Here is a 17,631-nt window from a genome sequence, read left to right as displayed (position 1 = left end):
AGGGAAGGCTCACAGGATCTGCATCGGAGAGGCCCTGTCCAGGCGACGTCGCTCGTAGTCGGCGCGCAGACGCAGCGCCTCCTCCTTGCGGGCGTGTCGCTCGGCCAACTGCTCCGCGCACTGCGCGCGGCGCAGCACCCGCAGTGCCAGGCGCAGCGTGACCCGATCGGCGAGCGAGAGCCGCTGAAGCTCCTCCTCACCGGGGAACTCGACGGTGGGGTGGTTCTGCTGCCCCGTCGTGGGAGGGGCGTGCTTCGAGGTGTGCGAAGCATTGAGCGTGGTGTTCACGATCGTCTCTTTCTGGGAGAAAGCGAAGGGACGCGCGGGAGCTGTATGGCAGAGAGCCGGAAACTCACGCGAGAGGAATGGATCCGCGAGAGGGATCACGGGCGGCGTGCACGGCTCCGAAGGAGGCGCGCAGAAGACCGGGAAGAGGCGTGGTCGTCAGGACGGCGACGGTCGTCGCGAGGCCCGGACGGGAAGGAGGGTCGGGACGAGGCCCGGACGTCGCTATCCTTCCGCGGTTCCGGAGAAGCCGACGGAAGTCGCCGAGGCATCAACTGCCCCGATAAATGGGGTGAATGCGGTGATGGTCATCATGTCGGCAACCTCCTTTCTCGGCTTGCGGCTTGTCACGCTAGCGAACATTCGTGTCGCACGTCAAGCCGGCTTTCAGGAATCACGGGAATCCGGGCGATTCCGCGGAGCCGCGGGGCGAGGATTCGGATAGCGTATGGACGTGACCCGACCCCGAGCACAGGCGCGCACATGCACCTGAAGAGCCTGACCCTGAAAGGGTTCAAGTCCTTCGCGCAGCCGACTGTCTTCGCCTTCGAGCCGGGCGTCACCTGCATCGTCGGGCCCAACGGGTCGGGAAAGTCCAACGTCGTCGACGCGCTCGCCTGGGTCATGGGAGAGCAGGGGGCCAAGACCCTCCGCGGCGGGAAGATGGAGGACGTGATCTTCGCGGGCACGTCCACGCGTGGCCCGCTCGGCCGCGCGGAGGTGCAGCTGACCATCGACAACAGCGATGGCGCCCTGCCGATCGAGTACTCCGAGGTGACGATCAGCCGGACCCTCTTCCGCAACGGATCCAGCGAGTATGCGATCAACGGCGAGGGATGTCGACTCCTGGACGTCCAGGAGCTGCTGAGTGACTCCGGGCTCGGCCGTGAGATGCACGTGATCGTGGGCCAGGGACGGCTGGACACCGTGCTCCAGGCCTCACCGGAGGATCGACGCGGGTTCATCGAGGAGGCGGCGGGGATCCTCAAGCACCGTCGACGCAAGGAGAAGACGCTCCGCAAGCTCGACGCGATGGAGACCAACCTCACCCGTCTGAGCGACCTGGCCGGCGAGATCCGGCGGCAGCTCAAGCCGTTGGGCCGGCAGGCCGAGATCGCCCGCGAGGCGCAGGGCATCGCGGCCGTCGTGCGGGATGCGAAGGCGCGGATCTTCGCCGACGACGTGGTGGCGCTGCGTACCGCGCTGGCGGATCACACCCGCAACGAGCACGAGCGACATGCCGAGCGCGTCGTGCTCAGCGAGCAGGCCGATCGGATCCGGAGCGAGATCGCCCGACTCGAGGCCGCGCAGAACTCCGCCGCCGTCGATGAGGCACGGCGCGTCGCGTTCGGGCTGGAACAGGTCCAGGAGCGCATGCGCGGCCTTTTCACGCTCGCCAACCAGCGCCTCGCGCTGCTCGGCACCGAGGAGGACGATGCGGCGGTCACCGCCGTCACGGTCACCCAGGCGACGATCGACGAGGCCAAGGACGAGATCGGAGAGATCTCCTCGGGCCTCGGTCAGGCACAGGACGCCGCCGAGGACGCCGCCCGCGAGGTCGTCCGCGCCCGGGCTGAGCTGGACGCCCTGGACGTCGACATCGCCGAGCAGAGCGCGCTGGTCTCCGAGCACGACATGCGGCTGACGACCCTCCGTGGTCAGGCGGAAGCCGCGGCGTCCGCGCTCGCCGCGGTCCGCGGGGCGGTGCTTCGGCAGGAGAACGCGCTCGAAGCGGCTCATATCCGGCGTCGCGAGGCGGCCGGGGCCCGTGAGCAGGTCGAGGAAAGCGAGGTGCCTGAGGGGACCGCCGCCGAGCACGCAGCCGCCTATGAGAGCGCCCAGGCTGCGGTGAGCGCGGCCGAGGCGGAGCTCGAGGGGATCCGCGAGCGCCTGCATGAGGCGGAACGCGAGGCCGACGCGCTGACGGCGAAGGCGTCGGCGCTGGGGAGCGCCATCGCCGTCTCCGGGGGAGCGGCGGAACTCGTCGCGGGCGGGCACGAGGGCGTTCTCGGCCTGGTCGGGGACGCCGTGCAGGTAGAGCCCGGGTATGAGGCCGCCATCGCCGCTGTGCTCGGTTCGCTCGCCGAGGGCGTGCTCGTCGCCGACGCCGATTCGGCGTTCTCCCTCGCGGGGGACAGCGCCGGGGCGGGAGCCGTCGACATCGTGATCGCTGCGGCGACGGCGGGGACGCCGCGGCCGTCCGCCTCCGGCATCCCGGGAGCGGTGACCGCGCCCGAGGTCGTGACCGGGCCGGACGGAGTGCTGGGCGTCTTGGCGCACGTGCTGATCGTCCGCGACCTCGAGGCTGCGCGCGAGGCGCATACGGCTGTGTCTCGGGAGGATGGTCCGCCGGTCACCGTCGTGACGCGGGAGGGTGAGGTCGTCACCGCACAGACCCTGCACATGGGCTCCGGCGAGAGCTCGCGGCTCGAGCTTGCTGCGGAGCGCGATGCGGCCGTCGAGCGCCTTGACGAGGTGCGGGTGGTCGTCGACACCTTGCGCAGTGCCCGCGAGGACGCGACGGAGGCTCTCGAGAGGGCGCGACGGGCGGCGAAGGAGTCCCTGCGGACGCTGCGGGAGCACGACGCGGCGCTGGCCGCTCATGCCGAGCAGCTCAACCGGGTGACGGTGCAGCACGAGTCCGCGGTCGCGGAGTGCGAGCGCCTGGAGGCCGGCCTCGCCCAGGCGCAGTCCTCTGTCGCCGACGCCGAGGCGAAGGCCGAGGCGGCGAAGGCGGAGCTCGATCGCGCGAGCGCCGCCCCGCGCCCGATCCTGGACGCCTCGGCGCGCGACGGTCTCCTTGAGGCCCTTGAAGCCGCACGGGAGAGCGAGATGGAAGCCCGGCTCGGCATCGAGACGCTGCGGGAGCGGGTGCGCGCCGCGCAGACACGTGTCGCCTCGCTGGAGCATCAGCGCGAGCGCGAGCGCGACGCAGCCGCGGAGGCCGCGCGGCGCGCCGTCGTCCGCCGCGCACAGCGCGAGGCCGCGGCGGGCGTCGCGGGCGAGTTCCCGCGCGTTCTCGGCTCCGTGGACCGTTCGGTCGCCGAGGCCAGGGTCGCGCTAGGGGCGGCGGAGGCCGCACGCTCGGCGCAGAACGAGGAGCTCGCCGCTCTGCGCGCGCAGGAGAGCGCCATCCGGGAACGTCTCGCGGGACTCACGGAGAGCGTGCACGGCCTCGAGCTGCAGATCCACGAGAAGAAGCTCCACCTCTCCAGCCTGCTCGAGCGGGTGACATCCGAGCTCGCCCTCGACGAGGACGTCCTCGTTTCGGAGTACGGCCCGGAGCAGCTCGTCCCTCGCGACCCGGGCGAGTCCGCTCCTGGGGAGGACGGCGATGATGCGGAGGAGGAGACGGCCGGAGTGCCCTTCGACCGTCGGGTCCAGCAGCGTCGCCTACAGGAGGCCGAGCGCAAGCTCGCCCAGCTCGGCCGCGTCAACCCGCTGGCGCTCGAGGAGTTCGCCGCGCTGGAACAGCGGCATGCCTTCCTCACCGAACAGCTCGCCGACCTCACCAAGACGCGGCAGGACCTGCTCACGATCATCGCGGACCTGGACGAGCGGATGCAGACGATCTTCGCCGACGCGTTCGAGGACACCCGACAGGCCTTCGGTGAGGTCTTCCCTCTGCTCTTCCCCGGTGGTGCGGGCAGCATCTCGCTCACCGCGCCCGATGACCTGCTGAACACCGGGATCGAGGTCGCCGTCCGTCCCGTCGGGAAGAAGATCGAACGCCTCTCCCTCCTCTCCGGCGGGGAGCGCTCGCTGGCGGCCGTCGCGCTCCTCGTGGCGATCTTCAAAGCACGTCCCAGCCCGTTCTACATCCTGGACGAGGTCGAGGCAGCCCTGGACGACGCGAACCTCGGGCGTCTTCTCACCGTGTTCGAACAGCTCCGGGAGAGCTCGCAGCTGCTGGTCATCACCCACCAGAAGCGGACGATGGAGATCGCCGACGCGCTCTACGGGGTCTCGATGCGTCAGGACGGGGTCTCCGCCGTCGTGGGACAACGCGTCGGCGATCGGCACGCCGCAGCGGAGCGGTCCTGACCGCGACATCCCGTCGCCGGTGCGGTCGATCGGCGAAGCCGGCGGAGATCGTAGGCTGGGTGCATGGCGGAGAAGTCCTGGTCCCTCACCCGTGCCCTGCGCGGGATGTTCGTCAAACCCACGATCGACGAGACGACATGGGAGGATCTCGAGACCGCGCTGCTCACCGCGGACTTCGGCCCTGACGTCACCGAGCGCCTGGTCGACGAGCTGCGCGAGAAGGTCGAGCGCTATCGGACCACCGACCCCAGGGACCTGCAGCGGATGCTGCGCGAGACCCTGGAGGAGCATTTCGCGGTGTTCGACACGACGCTGAAGCTCACGGAGCGCCCGGCCGTCGTTCTCGTCGTGGGTGTCAACGGTGTCGGCAAGACGACCACCATCGGGAAGTTCACCAAGTTCCTCCGTGGCTACGGCAGGACGGTCGTGGTCGGCGCGGCCGACACGTTCCGCGCGGCGGCGGTGGATCAGCTCGCGACCTGGGCCGAGCGCGGCGGCGCGCAGATCGTCCGCCCGCAACAGGAGGGGCAGGATCCGGCCTCGGTCGCCTTCCAGACGATCGAGTACGCCCAGCGCACGGGGACCGAGATCGTGCTCGTGGACACAGCGGGCCGGCTGCACACCAAGGGCGGGCTCATGGACGAGCTGTCGAAGATCCGCCGCGTGATCGAGAAGCAGGCGCCGATCAGCGAGGTTCTGCTCGTGCTGGACGCCACGACAGGGCAGAACGGTGTGCTCCAGGCGGACGCGTTCCTCGAGCACGCAGGAGTCACGGGCCTGGTGCTGACAAAGCTCGACGGGTCAGCCAAGGGAGGTTTCGTGCTCGCGGTGCAGGAGCGCACCGGGATCCCCGTGAAGCTGCTCGGTCAGGGTGAGGGCGTCGACGACCTCACCGGGTTCACCCCGCACGTGTTCGTGCAGTCGCTCGTCGGCGACTGACGCATGCCGGGGTACCGTCGTGTGCTCCGGCCTGGTTTCATAGCCGTATGGCGATCGAACACGACTTCTTCGGACTCCTGTCCTCCGGCCCAGACGGATCGATCTTCTGGTCGGAGATCGTGGAGTTCGGAGACCAGGTCGTCACGGTCGACCTCACGGCTCCGGATCAGGACGACGTCTCACGCGAGGCGCTCGACATCGCGGCCACGCTCGTCTCCGGCATCGAGAACGTCGACCGGAGCGCGCGCGAGGCCATGCTGTCGGAGGTGGACGATCGCACGAGCGAGGTGACCGAGTACATCCTGCAGCAGCAGGAAGCGTACGGCGAGGAGCTCGTGGACGTGCTCGTCGACGTGAGCGGCGACGCCGCGGTCGACATCGTCCGCTCGCTACGACTCATGAGTATGACGATCCTGGCGGACGAGCACGGCGGGTCCGAGCCGTTCGCCGTGCTCGAGTACGCCCTGGACGCGGACGCCACGGACGACGTCCTCCTGGTCAACTTCGGGTCCGACGGCGGTGTGCTGTCGGTCATGAGCGCCGACTGAGCGGACCGTCGGCCGCGCTGCGGGCCCGGACGCCAGCGCGCGATCAGACGGCCTGGGCGAACCCGAGCTCGGCGCTCTCCGCGATGTGAGCGAGGTGTGCCGGGATCTCGCGGTTCTTGGAGGCCATCGACTGCGCCCACAGGCGTCCGGCCCGGTACGAGGAGCGCACCAGGGGTCCGGCGAGCACCCCGAGGAACCCGATCCGCTCGGCCTCCTGCTTGAAGCCGATGAACTCGTCCGGCTTCACCCATCGGGCCACCGGCAGGTGGCGGGGCGAAGGGCGCAGGTACTGCGTGATGGTGATGATGTCGCAGCCCGCGTCGTGGAGGTCCTGGAGCGCCTGCACGACCTCCTCCGGCTCCTCGCCCATGCCGAGGATGAGGTTCGACTTGGTGATGAGCCCTGCGGTCCTGGCCTGGGAGATCACATCGAGCGATCGCTCGTATCGGAACGCCGGCCGAATCCGCTTGAAGATCCGCGGGACCGTCTCGACGTTGTGCGCGAAGACCTCCGGACCCGCGTCGAAGATCTGGCCGAGGAAGGCGGGGTCCGCGTTGTGCTCGTTCGCGAGTAGCTCCACGCCGGTGTTCGGGTTGAGCTCGTGGATCTTGCGGACGGTCTCGGCGTTCAGCCACGCCCCCGTGTCGGGGAGATCGTCGCGCGCGACGCTGGTGACCGTCGCATACCGCAGGCCCATCCGTCGCACGCTCTCTGCGACCCGCCGTGGTTCGTCGGTGTCGTAGTCCGCCGGCTTCCCGGTGTCGATCTGGCAGAAGTCGCAGCGGCGTGTGCACTGTGAGCCGCCGATCAGGAATGTCGCCTCTCGGTCCTCCCAGCATTCGTAGATGTTGGGGCAGCCCGCCTCCTGGCATACGGTGTGCAGCTCCTCGCTCTTCACGAGCGAGTGGAGTGCCGTGTACTCCGGACCCATCTTCGCCTTGGTGCGGATCCATTCGGGCTTGCGCTCGATCGGAGTCTCCGCGTTCCGCACCTCGAGGCGTAGGAGCTTGCGCCCCTCCGGGGCCGCGCTCACGCGGCCTCCTCCGTCGTCTCGTTCCTTGACCTGTCGGCGAACTCGGCGACGAAGGCGTCGGCGACGCGGCCCGCGAGATCCGAGGGGGAGACCTCGCGTCCGACGACCTCGCTCACGGTCGTCACCCCGGCATCCGTGATCCCGCACGGGATGATGCCGCGGAAGCCGGCGAGCGTGTTGTCGCAGTTGATCGCGAACCCGTGCATGGTCACGCCCTGCTGCACGCGCACCCCGATCGCCGCCACCTTGTCCTCCGAGAGCGGACGGCGCACCCAGACCCCGCTGCGGCCTTCCACCTGATACCCGTCGATCCCCAGGGGGCGGAGCACGTCGATGAGGAGGCGCTCGATCCGGCGCACGTGGGCGACCACGTCGACGGGGGCCGCGAGGCGGACGATCGGATAGCCGACGAGCTGCCCCGGTCCATGCCAGGTGATCTTCCCGCCGCGGTCGACGTCGATCACCGGTGTACCGTCCTGCGGGCGCTCCTGAGGCTCCGTGCGCTTGCCCGCCGTGTAGACCGCCTCGTGCTCCAGGAGTAGCAGCGTGTCAGGGCGCTCGCCGGACACCACCTCGGCGTGCACGCGCCGCTGCAGGTCCCATCCCTCTCGGTAGGGAACGTACCGCGGGGCCAGTCCCGGGGTCTGGATGTCGAGCATGATGAGCTCCGATTCGCGAATCGGTTATTGGATGTCGTCTAACAATACATCGGTTGAGTGTGGTGCGGACCCGGCCGCCCGAGCATCGCGATACGGTGAGGGAATGACGAAGGAATCCCGTGCCGGACGGCCCCGTGCCTCCTCGCGCGAGACGCTCGCAGAGGCCGCCAGCGAGCTCTTCCTGGAGAACGGATACGAGGCCACCTCGGTCGCCGACATCACGCGCCGCGCCGGCGTGAGCAGGTCGAGCTTCTTCAACTACTTCTCGTCCAAGAGCGACGTGCTCTGGTCCGGCTTCGACGTGCACCTGGCGGCGGTGCTGCGCGAACTGGAGGAGACCGCTTCCGATGCGGGTCTGACGGTGATCGCGGACATCGTGATCGGCGGTCTGGGGGGCCTCGCCCCGGATACCCTCGTCCTCGCGTACGCCGACGCCGCGGCGATGGGGCTGGAGGAGGACCTTCCTCGTGAGGCGGCGTTCCGACAGGGAGAGCTCGCCGCCGCGGTCGCCGGGTACGCGGTGCGCGCCGGGGTTCCCGCGATGAGGGCCGAGGTCCTCGGCGCGGCCTGGGCGGGTGCGGTCATGGCCGCGCTCCGGGAGTGGGCGCAGCGCGGGGCGGGCCGGGCGAGCATCCGCGAGCTCCTGCAGGAGGCCGCTGAGATCATCCTTCCGCCCACGAGGGCCGCCGCGTCGTCCGTGCGGCAGCTGCGCGTCGTCGTGCGGGCCGAGGACTTCGATGAGACGGTACGGCTCTATCGTGACGTGCTAGGGATGGCAGAGCAGGCCGCGTTCGAGGGCGAGGGAGACGCGCGGGTCGTGATCCTCGCCGGCGGGCTCGCCACCCTGGAGATCGCGAACCCCGCCCAGGTCGAGATGATCGATCGGGTGGAGACGGAGGGTGGCCGGAGCGAGCGGATACGCCTCGCGCTCGAGGTCGCAGACGCGACCGTGGCGGCGACCGCTCTCGCCGCCGAGGGCGCGACGATCGAGGCGCAGGCCCGGATCACGCCCTGGGGGAGCAGCAACGCCCGGCTCCGGACCGCGGGTGACCTGCAGGTCACCCTCTTCCAGGAGGATGCCGCCTCCTGACCGGTGACGAGAGACGGAGGGCGCCCCGTCTCTCGCGTAGAATCGAGGGATCATGGCTACCTTCGGCACGCTCTCCGACCGGCTCACCGAGACCTTCCGCAACCTGCGCACGAAGGGCAAGCTCACCGCCTCCGACGTCGATGGCACCGTCCGCGAGATCCGGCGCGCGCTGCTGGACGCCGACGTGGCGCTCGCCGTCGTCAAGGACTTCACCGCGAAGGTGCGCGAGCGTGCCCTCGGCGACGAGGTGAACAAGGCGCTGAACCCGGCCCAGCAGGTGGTGCAGATCGTCAACGAGGAGCTGGTGCGGATTCTCGGCGGCGAACAGCGCCGGCTGGAGTTCGCCAAGACTCCGCCGACGGTGATCATGCTCGCCGGTCTCCAGGGGTCAGGGAAGACCACGTTCGCGGGCAAGCTGGCCAAGCAGCTCCAGGCCGACGGCCACACTCCGCTTCTGATCGCCGCTGACCTCCAGCGTCCGAACGCCGTGAACCAGCTCCAGGTCGTCGGCGAGCAGGCGGGCGCGACCGTCTACGCACCGCAGCCGGGGAACGGCGTCGGCGATCCGGTCCGTGTGGCGCGGGACGGCGTCGAGCATGCGCGTCGGCAGCAGCACGACGTGGTCATCATCGACACCGCAGGCCGTCTCGGCGTGGACGCCGAGCTCATGAGACAGGCCGGGGACATCCGCAGGGCCGTCTCCCCGGACGAGGTGCTCTTCGTCATCGACGCGATGATCGGACAGGACGCGGTGAACACCGCGAAGGCCTTCCAGGACGGCGTCGACTTCACCGGCGTCGTGCTCTCCAAGCTCGACGGCGACGCCCGCGGCGGTGCGGCGCTCTCGGTCGCCTCGGTCACCGGGCGTCCGATCCTCTTCGCGTCCACCGGTGAAGGACTCGGCGATCTTGAGCCGTTCCACCCCGACCGCATGGCCAGCCGCATCCTCGACCTCGGTGACATCCTCACCCTCATCGAGCAGGCGCAGCAGGCGTTCGACGAGTCCGAGGCGAAGAAGGTCGCCGAGAAGCTCGCCTCCGAGACTTTCACGCTCGAGGACTTCCTGGAGCAGATGCAGCAGCTCAAGAAGATGGGCTCGATGAAGAAGATGCTCGGGATGCTACCGGGCATGGGCCAGATGAAGCAGCAGCTGGAGGACTTCGATGAGCGCGAGATCGACCGCACCGAGGCGATCATCCGCTCGATGACGCCCGGAGAGCGCCGCAACCCCAAGGTCCTCAACGGCTCGCGGCGCCTCCGCATCGCCCGGGGCTCCGGAATGACCGTCACCGACGTGAACCAGCTCGTGCAGCGTTTCGAGCAGGCGGCGAAGATGATGAAGACCGTCGCTCGAGGCGGCACCCCGAACATTCCCGGCATGGGCCCTGTCCCCGGCATGGGGCGTCCCGGCGGGTCGTCCAAGCGTGGGAAGAAGGGCAAGGGGGGCGGGTCGCGCTCGGGCAACCCGGCCAAGCGCGCGGCGGAGAACGCCGGCGTCGCGACGACCGCCTCGTCCTCGGGGTCTGGATTCGGGCTGGGGGCGCAGGCCGCTCCCAGCGACGAGGAGATGGCCGAGATCCAGCGGCTCTTCGCCATGCGCGTCCGCGGACGGGACCCCCCCCCGCCGACGGAGAGGGCGGGACCGGATGACCGGTCCCGCCCTCTCTCATGCGGCACGGATCAGCGAACGTCCTCGTCGACCCAGTCCATCGACTTGGTCACGGCCTTGCGCCACAGGCGCAGCTGGCGGTGGCGTTCTGCCTCGTTCAGCTGCGGCTCCCAGCGGCGGTCCTCCTGCCAGTTCGCCGACAGGTCGTCGAGGCCGTTCCAGAAGCCCACCGCGAGCCCGGCGGCGTAGGCGGCGCCGAGCGCGGTGGTCTCGGCGACCACCGGTCGGACCACGGGGACGCCGAGCACGTCGGCCTGGAACTGCATGAGCGCGTCGTTGGCGACCATGCCGCCGTCGACCTTGAGCTCCGTGAGGTCGACGCCGGCATCGGCGTTGACCGCGTCCAGCACGTCGCGGGTCTGGAACGCGACCGCCTCGAGAGCGGCGCGGGCGATGTGGTTCTTGTTGGCGTAACGGGTGAGCCCCACGATCGCCCCACGCGCATCAGGACGCCAGTAGGGGGCGAACAGGCCGGAGAACGCGGGGACGATGTAGACGCCGCCGTTGTCCTCGACCTTGTCGGCCAGCTCCTCCACCTGCGGGGCGGAGTCGATGATGCCGAGCTGGTCGCGCAGCCACTGGATGAGCGACCCGGTCACGGCGATCGATCCCTCGAGGGCGTAGTGGGTGGGCCCGTCGCCGAGCTTGTAGCCGACCGTGGTGAGCAGCCCGTTCTTCGAGTGGACGATCTCCTCGCCCGTGTTGAAGATCAGGAAGCAGCCCGTGCCGTAGGTGTTCTTGCTCTCGCCGGTGCCGAAGGCGGCCTGGCCGAAGGTGGCGGCCTGCTGGTCGCCGAGGATGCCGGCGATCGGGGTCTCCCGCAGGAGCGAGGAGTTCTCCGCCGTGCCGTACACCTCTGAGGAGGAGCGGATCTCCGGCATCATCGATCGGGGGACGCCGAACGCCTCGAGGATGTCGTCGCGCCACTCCAGGGTCTCCAGATCCATGAACAGGGTCCGCGAGGCGTTGGTGACATCGGTGGCGTGGACGCCCCCGTCGACGCCACCGGTCAGATTCCACAGCACCCAGCAGTCTGTGGTGCCGAAGAGCAGGTCCCCGGCCTCGGCCTTCTCCCGCGCGCCTTCGACGTTCTCCAGGATCCAGGCGATCTTCGTCCCGGAGAAGTAGGTCGCCAGGGGAAGCCCGACGATCGACTTGAAGCGCTCGACCCCGCCGTCCGCCGCGAGGCGGTCGACGATCTCCTGCGTGCGGGTGTCCTGCCAGACGATGGCGTTGTACACCGGCTCTCCGGTGGTCCTGTCCCAGACGACGGCGGTCTCGCGCTGGTTGGTGATCCCGACGGCGGCGATGTCGTGCCGGGTCAGGTGGGCTCGGGTCAGGGCGAGGCCGATGACCTCCTGCACGTTGCGCCAGATCTCCCGCGCGTCATGCTCGACCCAGCCGGCCTTCGGCAGGATCTGCTCGTGCTCCTTCTGACCGGTCGCGACGATGCTGCCCTTGCGGTCGAAGATGATGGCGCGGCTCGAGGTCGTGCCCTGGTCGATGGCGATGATGTAGTCAGCCATGGTGTTCTCTCTCCTTCGAGGATCCGGGTCAGACGGGGAAGTGCAGCAGCGTCTTGGCGAGCAGAGCGGCGATCGACCCGCCGATCAGCGGGCCGACGACCGGCACCCATGAGTACGCCCAGTCGCTGGAACCCTTCCCCTTGATCGGAAGGATCGCGTGGGCGATGCGCGGACCGAGGTCGCGGGCCGGGTTGATCGCGTAGCCGGTCGGGCCGCCGAGCGAGGCGCCGATGGCCACCACGAGGAGCGCGACCGGGAGGGCGGTGAGCGGGCCGAGAGCACCGGGGACGCCCACCTCGATGTCTCCATAGTCCGCGAACGCGAGGATGACGAAGACGAGGACGAACGTGCCGATGACCTCCGTCACGAGATTCCAGCCGTAGGAACGGATGGCGGGCCCGGTGGAGAACACGCCGAGCTTGTTCGCCGGCTCCGGCTCCTCGTCGAAGTGCTGCTTGTAGGCGAGCCAGCACAGCGCGGCTCCGATGATGGCGCCGAGCAGCTCCGCGCCCGTGGCGACGGCGAACTGGGTGACGCTGATCTTCTCGGAGATCAGCAGCCCGATACCGACGGCGGGGTTGAGGATCGCACCTGAGTATGCGGAGACGAGGACGCCCGCGAACACCGCGAGGCCCCAGCCCCAGTTGACCATCAGGAAGCCGCCGCCGAAGCCCTTGTTCTTCACCAGTGCGACGTTGGCGACGACACCGCAGCCGAGCAGGATGAGCATGGCGGTACCGACGAGCTCGGACAGGAAGTACAACCCGAGATTGACATCAGTCATGTCTTCGTTGACCTTTCGAAGCGCAGCGGCCCCTCTGCCGTCTGCGGGGGTGGGGAAGCCGGATCGAGGGCGGCGTCCGGCCGGGCCTCAGCCCCGCGCGGGGGACGGGAGCGCCAGACCGTGACGTTCGTTCAGCAGGAGGCGGGTGCGCTCGATCTCCGCGTCCGTCTGGGCGGCGTCCCAGTCCAGGAGCGGTGCGAGGGCACGGGCGAGCTCGTCGAGGACGGCGGTGTCGACATCGCCGGTGAAGGCGAGGCTCGTGCGGCGCTGCACCACGTCGGCGAGGCGCACGACCATCTCGTTCTCGACCATCCACTCCAGCTCCCGTGTGGAGAGCTGGCCATGGGCCAGCGGCGCGTCAGGACCCTGTTCGACGTGCTCCCACACCTCGGCGGCGCGGGTGCCGTAGCGGGCGAGCAGACGTTCTGCGCGATCGCCTGCTCCGGGGAGGTTCCGGGCGATCCAGGCGGCGCGGGCGGTGTCGTCCCGGGGGAAGTCACGCCCGCCGCCGATGGCACGCCCCGCTGTCGAGACCGTGCGTGTGCGGCCGAGGAGGTCGAGGACTTTGTCGGAGAGGGACTCGCCCAGCGCTCGGAAGGTGGTCCACTTGCCGCCCACGAGGCTGACGTGCGGCACGCCGCGACTGTGGTCGATCTCGATGCGGTAGTCCCGTGACACGAAACCCGGAGCGGTGTCCTCGTGGCGCGGGAGGGGGCGGATCCCGGAGAAACGGTAGACGATCTGGTCGCGATCGACACGGATCGACGGGAACACGTGATGGACGAGGTCGAAGAAGTAGTCGACCTCTTCCTCCGTGCACAACGGGGTCTCGCGGGGGTCGGCGTCGATGTCCGTCGTGCCGACGAGGACCCGGCCCTTGAGCGGGTAGATGAGGACGATACGGCCGTCGGAGTGCTCGAAGAAGATCTCGCGCCCCTTCGTGGCGGCGAGCAGCTCGGGGTTGTCGAGGACGACGTGCGAGCCCTTGGTGCCTCCCATGTAGCGGGTCAGGCCGCCGAGCGCCTCGTTGGTCAGGTCGGTCCAGGGGCCGGAGGCGTTCACGACCACGTCGGCGGCGAGGGAGAACTCCTCGCCCGTGATGACATCGCGCAGCCGTACCGCCTCGCCGTCATGACCGATCGCCTCGACGTAGTTGAGGGCGCGGGCACCCGGGTGCGCGGCGCGCCCGTCCTGCAGGACGTCCAGGGCGAGGCGCTCTGGGTCATGCATGGAGGCGTCGTAGTAGGTCGCGGTGTACTTGACCTTCGGATCGAGCGAGGGAAGCGCGGCGAGCGATTTGCGACGACCGTGGAAGCGGTGACGCGGGACGGTGCCGCCGTCGCGGGAGAAGGTGTCGTAGATCGTCAGGCCCACTTTGATGAGGAAGGCGCCGCGCTCCTTGGGCTTGCCCGACTTGTGGGTCAGGAACCGGAGGGGAGCGGAGAGGATCCCCGAGAACGTGGAATAGATCGGGATCGTGGTCTCGAGCGGCTTGACGTAGTGCGGGGCGATCTTCAGGAGACCGTTGCGCTCCTCCACCGACTCCTTCACCAGACGGAACTCGCCGTTCTCGAGATAGCGGATGCCGCCGTGGATCATATGACTGGACGCCGACGATGCGCCGGAGGCGAAGTCCCCGCGCTCGACGAGGACGACGTCGACCCCCTGCAGGGCGAGATCGCGGAACGTGGAGATGCCGTTGATGCCTCCGCCGATCACCACAACGGTGGTCCGTCCTGCAGCGCGTGCCTCGCGGACCTCGGCACGTTCGGGGGCGGATCCGACTCGGTCGCTCATCCTCGATTCCTCTCCCCGCCATCGATGGCGGCGGTCGTCTCTCGTGGACAGCATCCTGCGTCGCCGGCAGATTGCGCAAGTACCCTGCACGAATGTGCAAGAATCGCCCGGAAGGAGGCGTCGGATGGGCTCCAGAGGTGAACGGACGCGCGATGACAAGGTGCTCGCGGCGCTCACGGCCGCGCAGCTGTATTACCTGCAGGACAAGACGATGGATGTGATCGCCGCAGAGCTGGGGACGTCGCGCTCCTCGGTCTCCCGGCTCCTGAGCTACGCCAAAGAAGTCGGGCTGGTGGACATCCGGATCAACTCCCCGGTCGAGCGAGTGGGCATGCTGGAGCACCGGATACACGAGCGTTTCCGGGTCTCCGCGCACGTCGTGCCGATGTCAGAGAGCGTCACCGAGGTCGAGCGCCTCGAGCGTGTCGCGCTCACCGCAGGCCGACTGCTCCCGCAGTTCGTGGAGTCGAACATGATCGTCGGCGTGGCCTGGGGGTCGACCATCAGCGCGGTGAGCAGGGTGCTCGGGCACAAGGAGACCCACGGCACCACGGTGGTCCAGCTCAACGGCGCAGGCAACACGCAGACCAGCGGCCTGGAGTACTCCAGTGACATCCTGCAGCGATTCGGGCAGGCCTTCGGCGCGCAGGTGCAGCTCTTCCCGGTCCCCGCATTCTTCGACGACCCGCTCACCCGCGAGGCGATGTGGCGAGAACGCAGCACGCGCCGGGTGCTGGACCTCCAAGCGAAGATGGACATCGCCGTCTTCGGGCTCGGCTCACCCACGGCCGAGGTGCCGAGCCGGGTCTACATCGGGGGCTATCTCAGCCGCGACGACTACCGGAGCCTCCGCGAGGACCGGGCGGTGGGCGACCTCGCCACGGTGTTCTTCCGCTCCGACGGCAGCGGCAAGGACATCCGTCTCAATGCGCGGGCGACCGGGCCCGAGCTCGAGCGGGTGCGTCGAGTGGCCCGTCGATTCTGCGTGGTTGCAGGCATGCAGAAGCTTCCGAGCCTCCAGGCCGTGATCCGTTCCGGGCTCGTCACCGACGTCGTCCTCGATGAAGGGCTGGCGCGGGGACTCGCCGAGACGCCGTAACGCGCCAGGCCCACACGCCGGTGAGAGGGGACCGCGCTTCGTCCGTGGAGGGCGAGTCGCCCGTCAGCGCAGGCCGTCCTCGAACTCCGTGATGAGATGGCGTACCACGGCACGGAGGTCCCCGGTCTGGTCCGCGACCTTCAGCTGCCTCGCATAACTCGCACCGCCGTCGAGGATCCTGTGCACTCTGGCCAGCTCGTCGACCGCGCCGAGATCGGCGGCGATGGGACCCAGGAGCGCCAGCGTCTCGCGCAGGTGCTCGCCGACCGGCCGCTGCGTGCCCTCGGCATCGACGATCACCGCGGCCTCCAGCCCGTAGCGGGCCGTGCGCCACTTGTTCTCTCGATGGAACCACGGAGGGAGCGAGGGGAGCTCCTCGCCCTGGTCGAGACGTCGTGAGAAGTGCTCGACGAGCGTCTGCACGAGCGCGGCCACCGCGGCGAGCTCGGGGAGGGAGGACATGCCGTCGCAGGCGCGCACCTCGATCGTTCCCCAGCGCGGGGCGGGGCGGATGTCCCAACGGACCTCGGTCGCGTCGGCCAGGACGCCCGTGCGCTGCATGTCGTCGAGATAGGACTCGAAGTCGGCCCAGGTGCGCAGGGGCCAGGGGAGTCCCGCGGTGGGCAGCTGCTGGAAGACCAGTGCCCGATTGGACGCGTACCCCGTGCGCTCACCGGCCCAGAAGGGGCTCGACGCCGCCAGCGCCTGCAGGTGCGGAAGATAGGCGGTCAGCGCTCCGATGATCGGGAGCACCTTGTCCCTGTCCTCCACCCCGATGTGCACGTGAATGCCCCAGATCATCATGTTCCGTCCCCACCACTGGGTCCGGTCGATGAGGGTGCGATAGCGGGTCTTGTCGGAGACCTGCTGGTCGTACCACTGTGCGTAGGGATGGCTCCCGGCGGAGAGGAGGGCGATGCCTGCAGGGATCGTCGCCGCACGGACGGCGGCGATCGCGGCGGCGACGTCCGCGGTGGCTTCGGCGACCGAGCGCCCCACGCCGCTCGTGACCTCGATCGTGTTCGTGAGCAGCTCTCCGGTGACGGTGTGCCGCTCGGGCGCGCTCGCCGTCTCCAGCGCGGACAGGAGTTCGGGAGCCCGCCCGACGAGGTCTCCGGTCTGCGGATCTGCGAGCATGAGCTCCCATTCGAGGCCCACCGTCGAACGTTCGGAATCGGCGAAGCGGATCGTCACGCGCACAGTCTGACACGGGGCATCTGCGGCGCAGGGGTGCGTCGTCGCGAGGCGTCACGATCCGTGCGACACGGCGGCGGGCGCCGGAGTTTCGCGGGCGGCGCCGTGATCTGGCAGAATAGAGGGTCGGACGGCTCGCTCGACCCTCTATCCAGCGCACCGTCCTCCGCAGAGCTTCCACCGGGTGTGCACCCCACGCTCCAGGTGATCAGTTCGTCTTCCTTCCACACCATTCAGGAGAATCGTGGCTGTCAAGATCCGTCTCAAGCGCCTGGGCAAGATCCGTGCGCCTTACTACCGCATCGTCGTCGCGGACTCGCGCACCAAGCGCGACGGACGAGTGATCGAGGAGATCGGCAAGTACCACCCCACCGAGGAGCCGTCGTTCATCGAGGTGAACTCCGAGCGCGCCCAGTATTGGCTCTCCGTCGGCGCGCAGCCGACCGAGCAGGTGGCCGCCATCCTCAAGATCACGGGTGACTGGGGCATCTTCAAGGGCGAGAAGGGGGCGAAGAGCACCCTCAAGGTCGCCGAGGAGAAGGCGGCCTTCGAGGCCGACGCCGCCAAGAAGTCGGTCATCAAGCCGAAGGCGGAGAAGAAGGAGGCTCCCGCCGAGGAGGCTCCTGCCGCCGAGGAGGCTCCCGCCGAGGAGGCTCCTGCTGAGGAGGCTCCTTCCGCCGAGGCTCCCGTCGAGGACGCGGCCGAGTCCGCGACCGACGCCGAGTAATCCGCCGTGCTCGCCGCCGCGCTCGAACACGTCGTCAAGGGGATCGTCGATCACCCTGACGACGTGCGCATCACCGAGTCCTCATCGCCTCGTGGCGATCTGCTCGAGGTGCGTGTGCACCCCGATGACCGGGGACGAGTGATCGGGCGCGGCGGCCGCACCGCCAAGGCGTTGCGTACGCTCGTCTCCGCGCTGGCGGACGGGCGTCGTGTCCGTGTCGACGTCGCGGACGACTGA

14 protein-coding genes and 1 pseudogene are annotated in these 17,631 nt (G+C 69.3%); 8 read left to right on the top strand and 7 right to left on the bottom strand.

Annotation, left to right across the window (positions count from 1 at the left end; all coding sequences use genetic code 11):
- Window positions 1-9: 9 nt before the first annotated feature.
- The gene (locus ACP15J_RS02745) at window positions 10-288 is read right to left on the bottom strand and encodes a hypothetical protein (RefSeq protein ID WP_424935578.1); all 279 of its coding nucleotides are present in this window, start codon (window positions 286-288) and stop codon (window positions 10-12) included.
- Between the two features lie 480 nt (window positions 289-768).
- Here ACP15J_RS02745 and smc point away from each other — a divergent pair, with 480 nt between their 5' ends.
- From smc to ACP15J_RS02730, 3 genes are all read left to right on the top strand, one after another.
- Complete coding sequence (smc, locus tag ACP15J_RS02740) at window positions 769-4,329, top strand: chromosome segregation protein SMC (protein ID WP_424935579.1); 3,561 nt, start codon at window positions 769-771, stop codon at window positions 4,327-4,329.
- A gap of 63 nt (window positions 4,330-4,392) precedes the next feature.
- Window positions 4,393-5,268, top strand: a complete 876-nt coding sequence (gene ftsY, locus ACP15J_RS02735) for a signal recognition particle-docking protein FtsY (protein ID WP_424935580.1) — start codon at window positions 4,393-4,395, stop codon at window positions 5,266-5,268.
- Between the two features lie 47 nt (window positions 5,269-5,315).
- Window positions 5,316-5,816 carry a hypothetical protein gene (locus ACP15J_RS02730; RefSeq protein WP_424935581.1) on the top strand — a complete coding sequence of 167 codons (501 nt, stop codon included), beginning with the start codon at window positions 5,316-5,318 and terminating at the stop codon, window positions 5,814-5,816.
- Between the two features lie 43 nt (window positions 5,817-5,859).
- Here ACP15J_RS02730 and lipA read toward each other — a convergent pair whose 3' ends face one another.
- The gene (gene lipA, locus ACP15J_RS02725) at window positions 5,860-6,849 is read right to left on the bottom strand and encodes a lipoyl synthase (RefSeq protein WP_424935582.1); all 990 of its coding nucleotides are present in this window, start codon (window positions 6,847-6,849) and stop codon (window positions 5,860-5,862) included.
- On the bottom strand, window positions 6,846-7,508 hold the full coding sequence (gene lipB, locus ACP15J_RS02720) for a lipoyl(octanoyl) transferase LipB (protein WP_424935583.1): 663 nt from the start codon (window positions 7,506-7,508) through the stop codon (window positions 6,846-6,848). The genes lipA and lipB overlap by 4 nt, the downstream gene beginning before the upstream one ends.
- A gap of 103 nt (window positions 7,509-7,611) precedes the next feature.
- On the opposite strand from lipB, the gene ACP15J_RS02715 reads away from it, so the two are divergent.
- Window positions 7,612-8,598 carry a TetR/AcrR family transcriptional regulator gene (locus ACP15J_RS02715; protein ID WP_424935584.1) on the top strand — a complete coding sequence of 329 codons (987 nt, stop codon included), beginning with the start codon at window positions 7,612-7,614 and terminating at the stop codon, window positions 8,596-8,598.
- Window positions 8,599-8,650: 52 nt separating this feature from the next.
- Window positions 8,651-10,189: pseudogene (ffh, locus tag ACP15J_RS02710) on the top strand (signal recognition particle protein); the annotation flags it as partial.
- Between the two features lie 89 nt (window positions 10,190-10,278).
- On the opposite strand, the gene glpK reads toward ffh, so the two are convergent.
- The 3 genes from glpK to ACP15J_RS02695 all read right to left on the bottom strand — a co-directional run bounded on the left by glpK (window position 10,279) and on the right by ACP15J_RS02695 (window position 14,374).
- Window positions 10,279-11,793 (bottom strand): glycerol kinase GlpK, encoded by a 1,515-nt coding sequence (glpK, locus tag ACP15J_RS02705; protein WP_424935586.1) that lies wholly within the window; start codon window positions 11,791-11,793, stop codon window positions 10,279-10,281.
- Window positions 11,794-11,821: 28 nt separating this feature from the next.
- Window positions 11,822-12,577 carry an MIP/aquaporin family protein gene (locus tag ACP15J_RS02700; protein ID WP_424935587.1) on the bottom strand — a complete coding sequence of 252 codons (756 nt, stop codon included), beginning with the start codon at window positions 12,575-12,577 and terminating at the stop codon, window positions 11,822-11,824.
- 87 nt (window positions 12,578-12,664) lie between these two features.
- Window positions 12,665-14,374 carry an FAD-dependent oxidoreductase gene (locus ACP15J_RS02695; protein WP_424935588.1) on the bottom strand — a complete coding sequence of 570 codons (1,710 nt, stop codon included), beginning with the start codon at window positions 14,372-14,374 and terminating at the stop codon, window positions 12,665-12,667.
- 124 nt (window positions 14,375-14,498) lie between these two features.
- Between ACP15J_RS02695 and ACP15J_RS02690 the strand changes: the two genes are divergently transcribed.
- Complete coding sequence (locus ACP15J_RS02690) at window positions 14,499-15,473, top strand: sugar-binding transcriptional regulator (protein ID WP_424935589.1); 975 nt, start codon at window positions 14,499-14,501, stop codon at window positions 15,471-15,473.
- A 63-nt stretch (window positions 15,474-15,536) separates the two neighbouring features.
- On the opposite strand, the gene ACP15J_RS02685 is transcribed toward ACP15J_RS02690, so the two are convergent.
- Window positions 15,537-16,667, bottom strand: coding sequence for a glutamate--cysteine ligase (locus ACP15J_RS02685; protein WP_424935590.1), 1,131 nt, complete (start codon window positions 16,665-16,667; stop codon window positions 15,537-15,539).
- A gap of 244 nt (window positions 16,668-16,911) precedes the next feature.
- Between ACP15J_RS02685 and rpsP the strand changes: the two genes are divergently transcribed.
- The gene (gene rpsP / locus ACP15J_RS02680) at window positions 16,912-17,394 is read left to right on the top strand and encodes a 30S ribosomal protein S16 (protein WP_424935591.1); all 483 of its coding nucleotides are present in this window, start codon (window positions 16,912-16,914) and stop codon (window positions 17,392-17,394) included.
- 6 nt (window positions 17,395-17,400) lie between these two features.
- The gene (locus ACP15J_RS02675; RefSeq protein WP_424935592.1) at window positions 17,401-17,631 is read left to right on the top strand and encodes an RNA-binding protein; all 231 of its coding nucleotides are present in this window, start codon (window positions 17,401-17,403) and stop codon (window positions 17,629-17,631) included.

The sequence above is a fragment of the Microbacterium sp. S308A+ genome (genome assembly GCF_049800815.1).
GTDB lineage: Bacteria > Actinomycetota > Actinomycetes > Actinomycetales > Microbacteriaceae > Microbacterium.
Note: the sequence above shows the minus strand (reverse complement) of the source record. Positions and strands in the feature narration are given on the sequence as shown.

Excerpts from the sequence above, each read along its gene's own strand:
- smc (WP_424935579.1), top strand. The coding sequence starts at position 769 with ATGCACCTGAAGAGCCTGACCCTGAAAGGGTTCAAGTCCTTCGCGCAG.
- ftsY (WP_424935580.1), top strand. The coding sequence starts at position 4,393 with ATGGCGGAGAAGTCCTGGTCCCTCACCCGTGCCCTGCGCGGGATGTTC.
- ACP15J_RS02730 (WP_424935581.1), top strand. The coding sequence starts at position 5,316 with ATGGCGATCGAACACGACTTCTTCGGACTCCTGTCCTCCGGCCCAGAC.
- lipB (WP_424935583.1), bottom strand. The coding sequence starts at position 7,508 with ATGCTCGACATCCAGACCCCGGGACTGGCCCCGCGGTACGTTCCCTAC.
- ACP15J_RS02715 (WP_424935584.1), top strand. The coding sequence starts at position 7,612 with ATGACGAAGGAATCCCGTGCCGGACGGCCCCGTGCCTCCTCGCGCGAG.
- glpK (WP_424935586.1), bottom strand. The coding sequence starts at position 11,793 with ATGGCTGACTACATCATCGCCATCGACCAGGGCACGACCTCGAGCCGC.
- ACP15J_RS02700 (WP_424935587.1), bottom strand. The coding sequence starts at position 12,577 with ATGACTGATGTCAATCTCGGGTTGTACTTCCTGTCCGAGCTCGTCGGT.
- ACP15J_RS02695 (WP_424935588.1), bottom strand. The coding sequence starts at position 14,374 with ATGAGCGACCGAGTCGGATCCGCCCCCGAACGTGCCGAGGTCCGCGAG.
- ACP15J_RS02690 (WP_424935589.1), top strand. The coding sequence starts at position 14,499 with ATGGGCTCCAGAGGTGAACGGACGCGCGATGACAAGGTGCTCGCGGCG.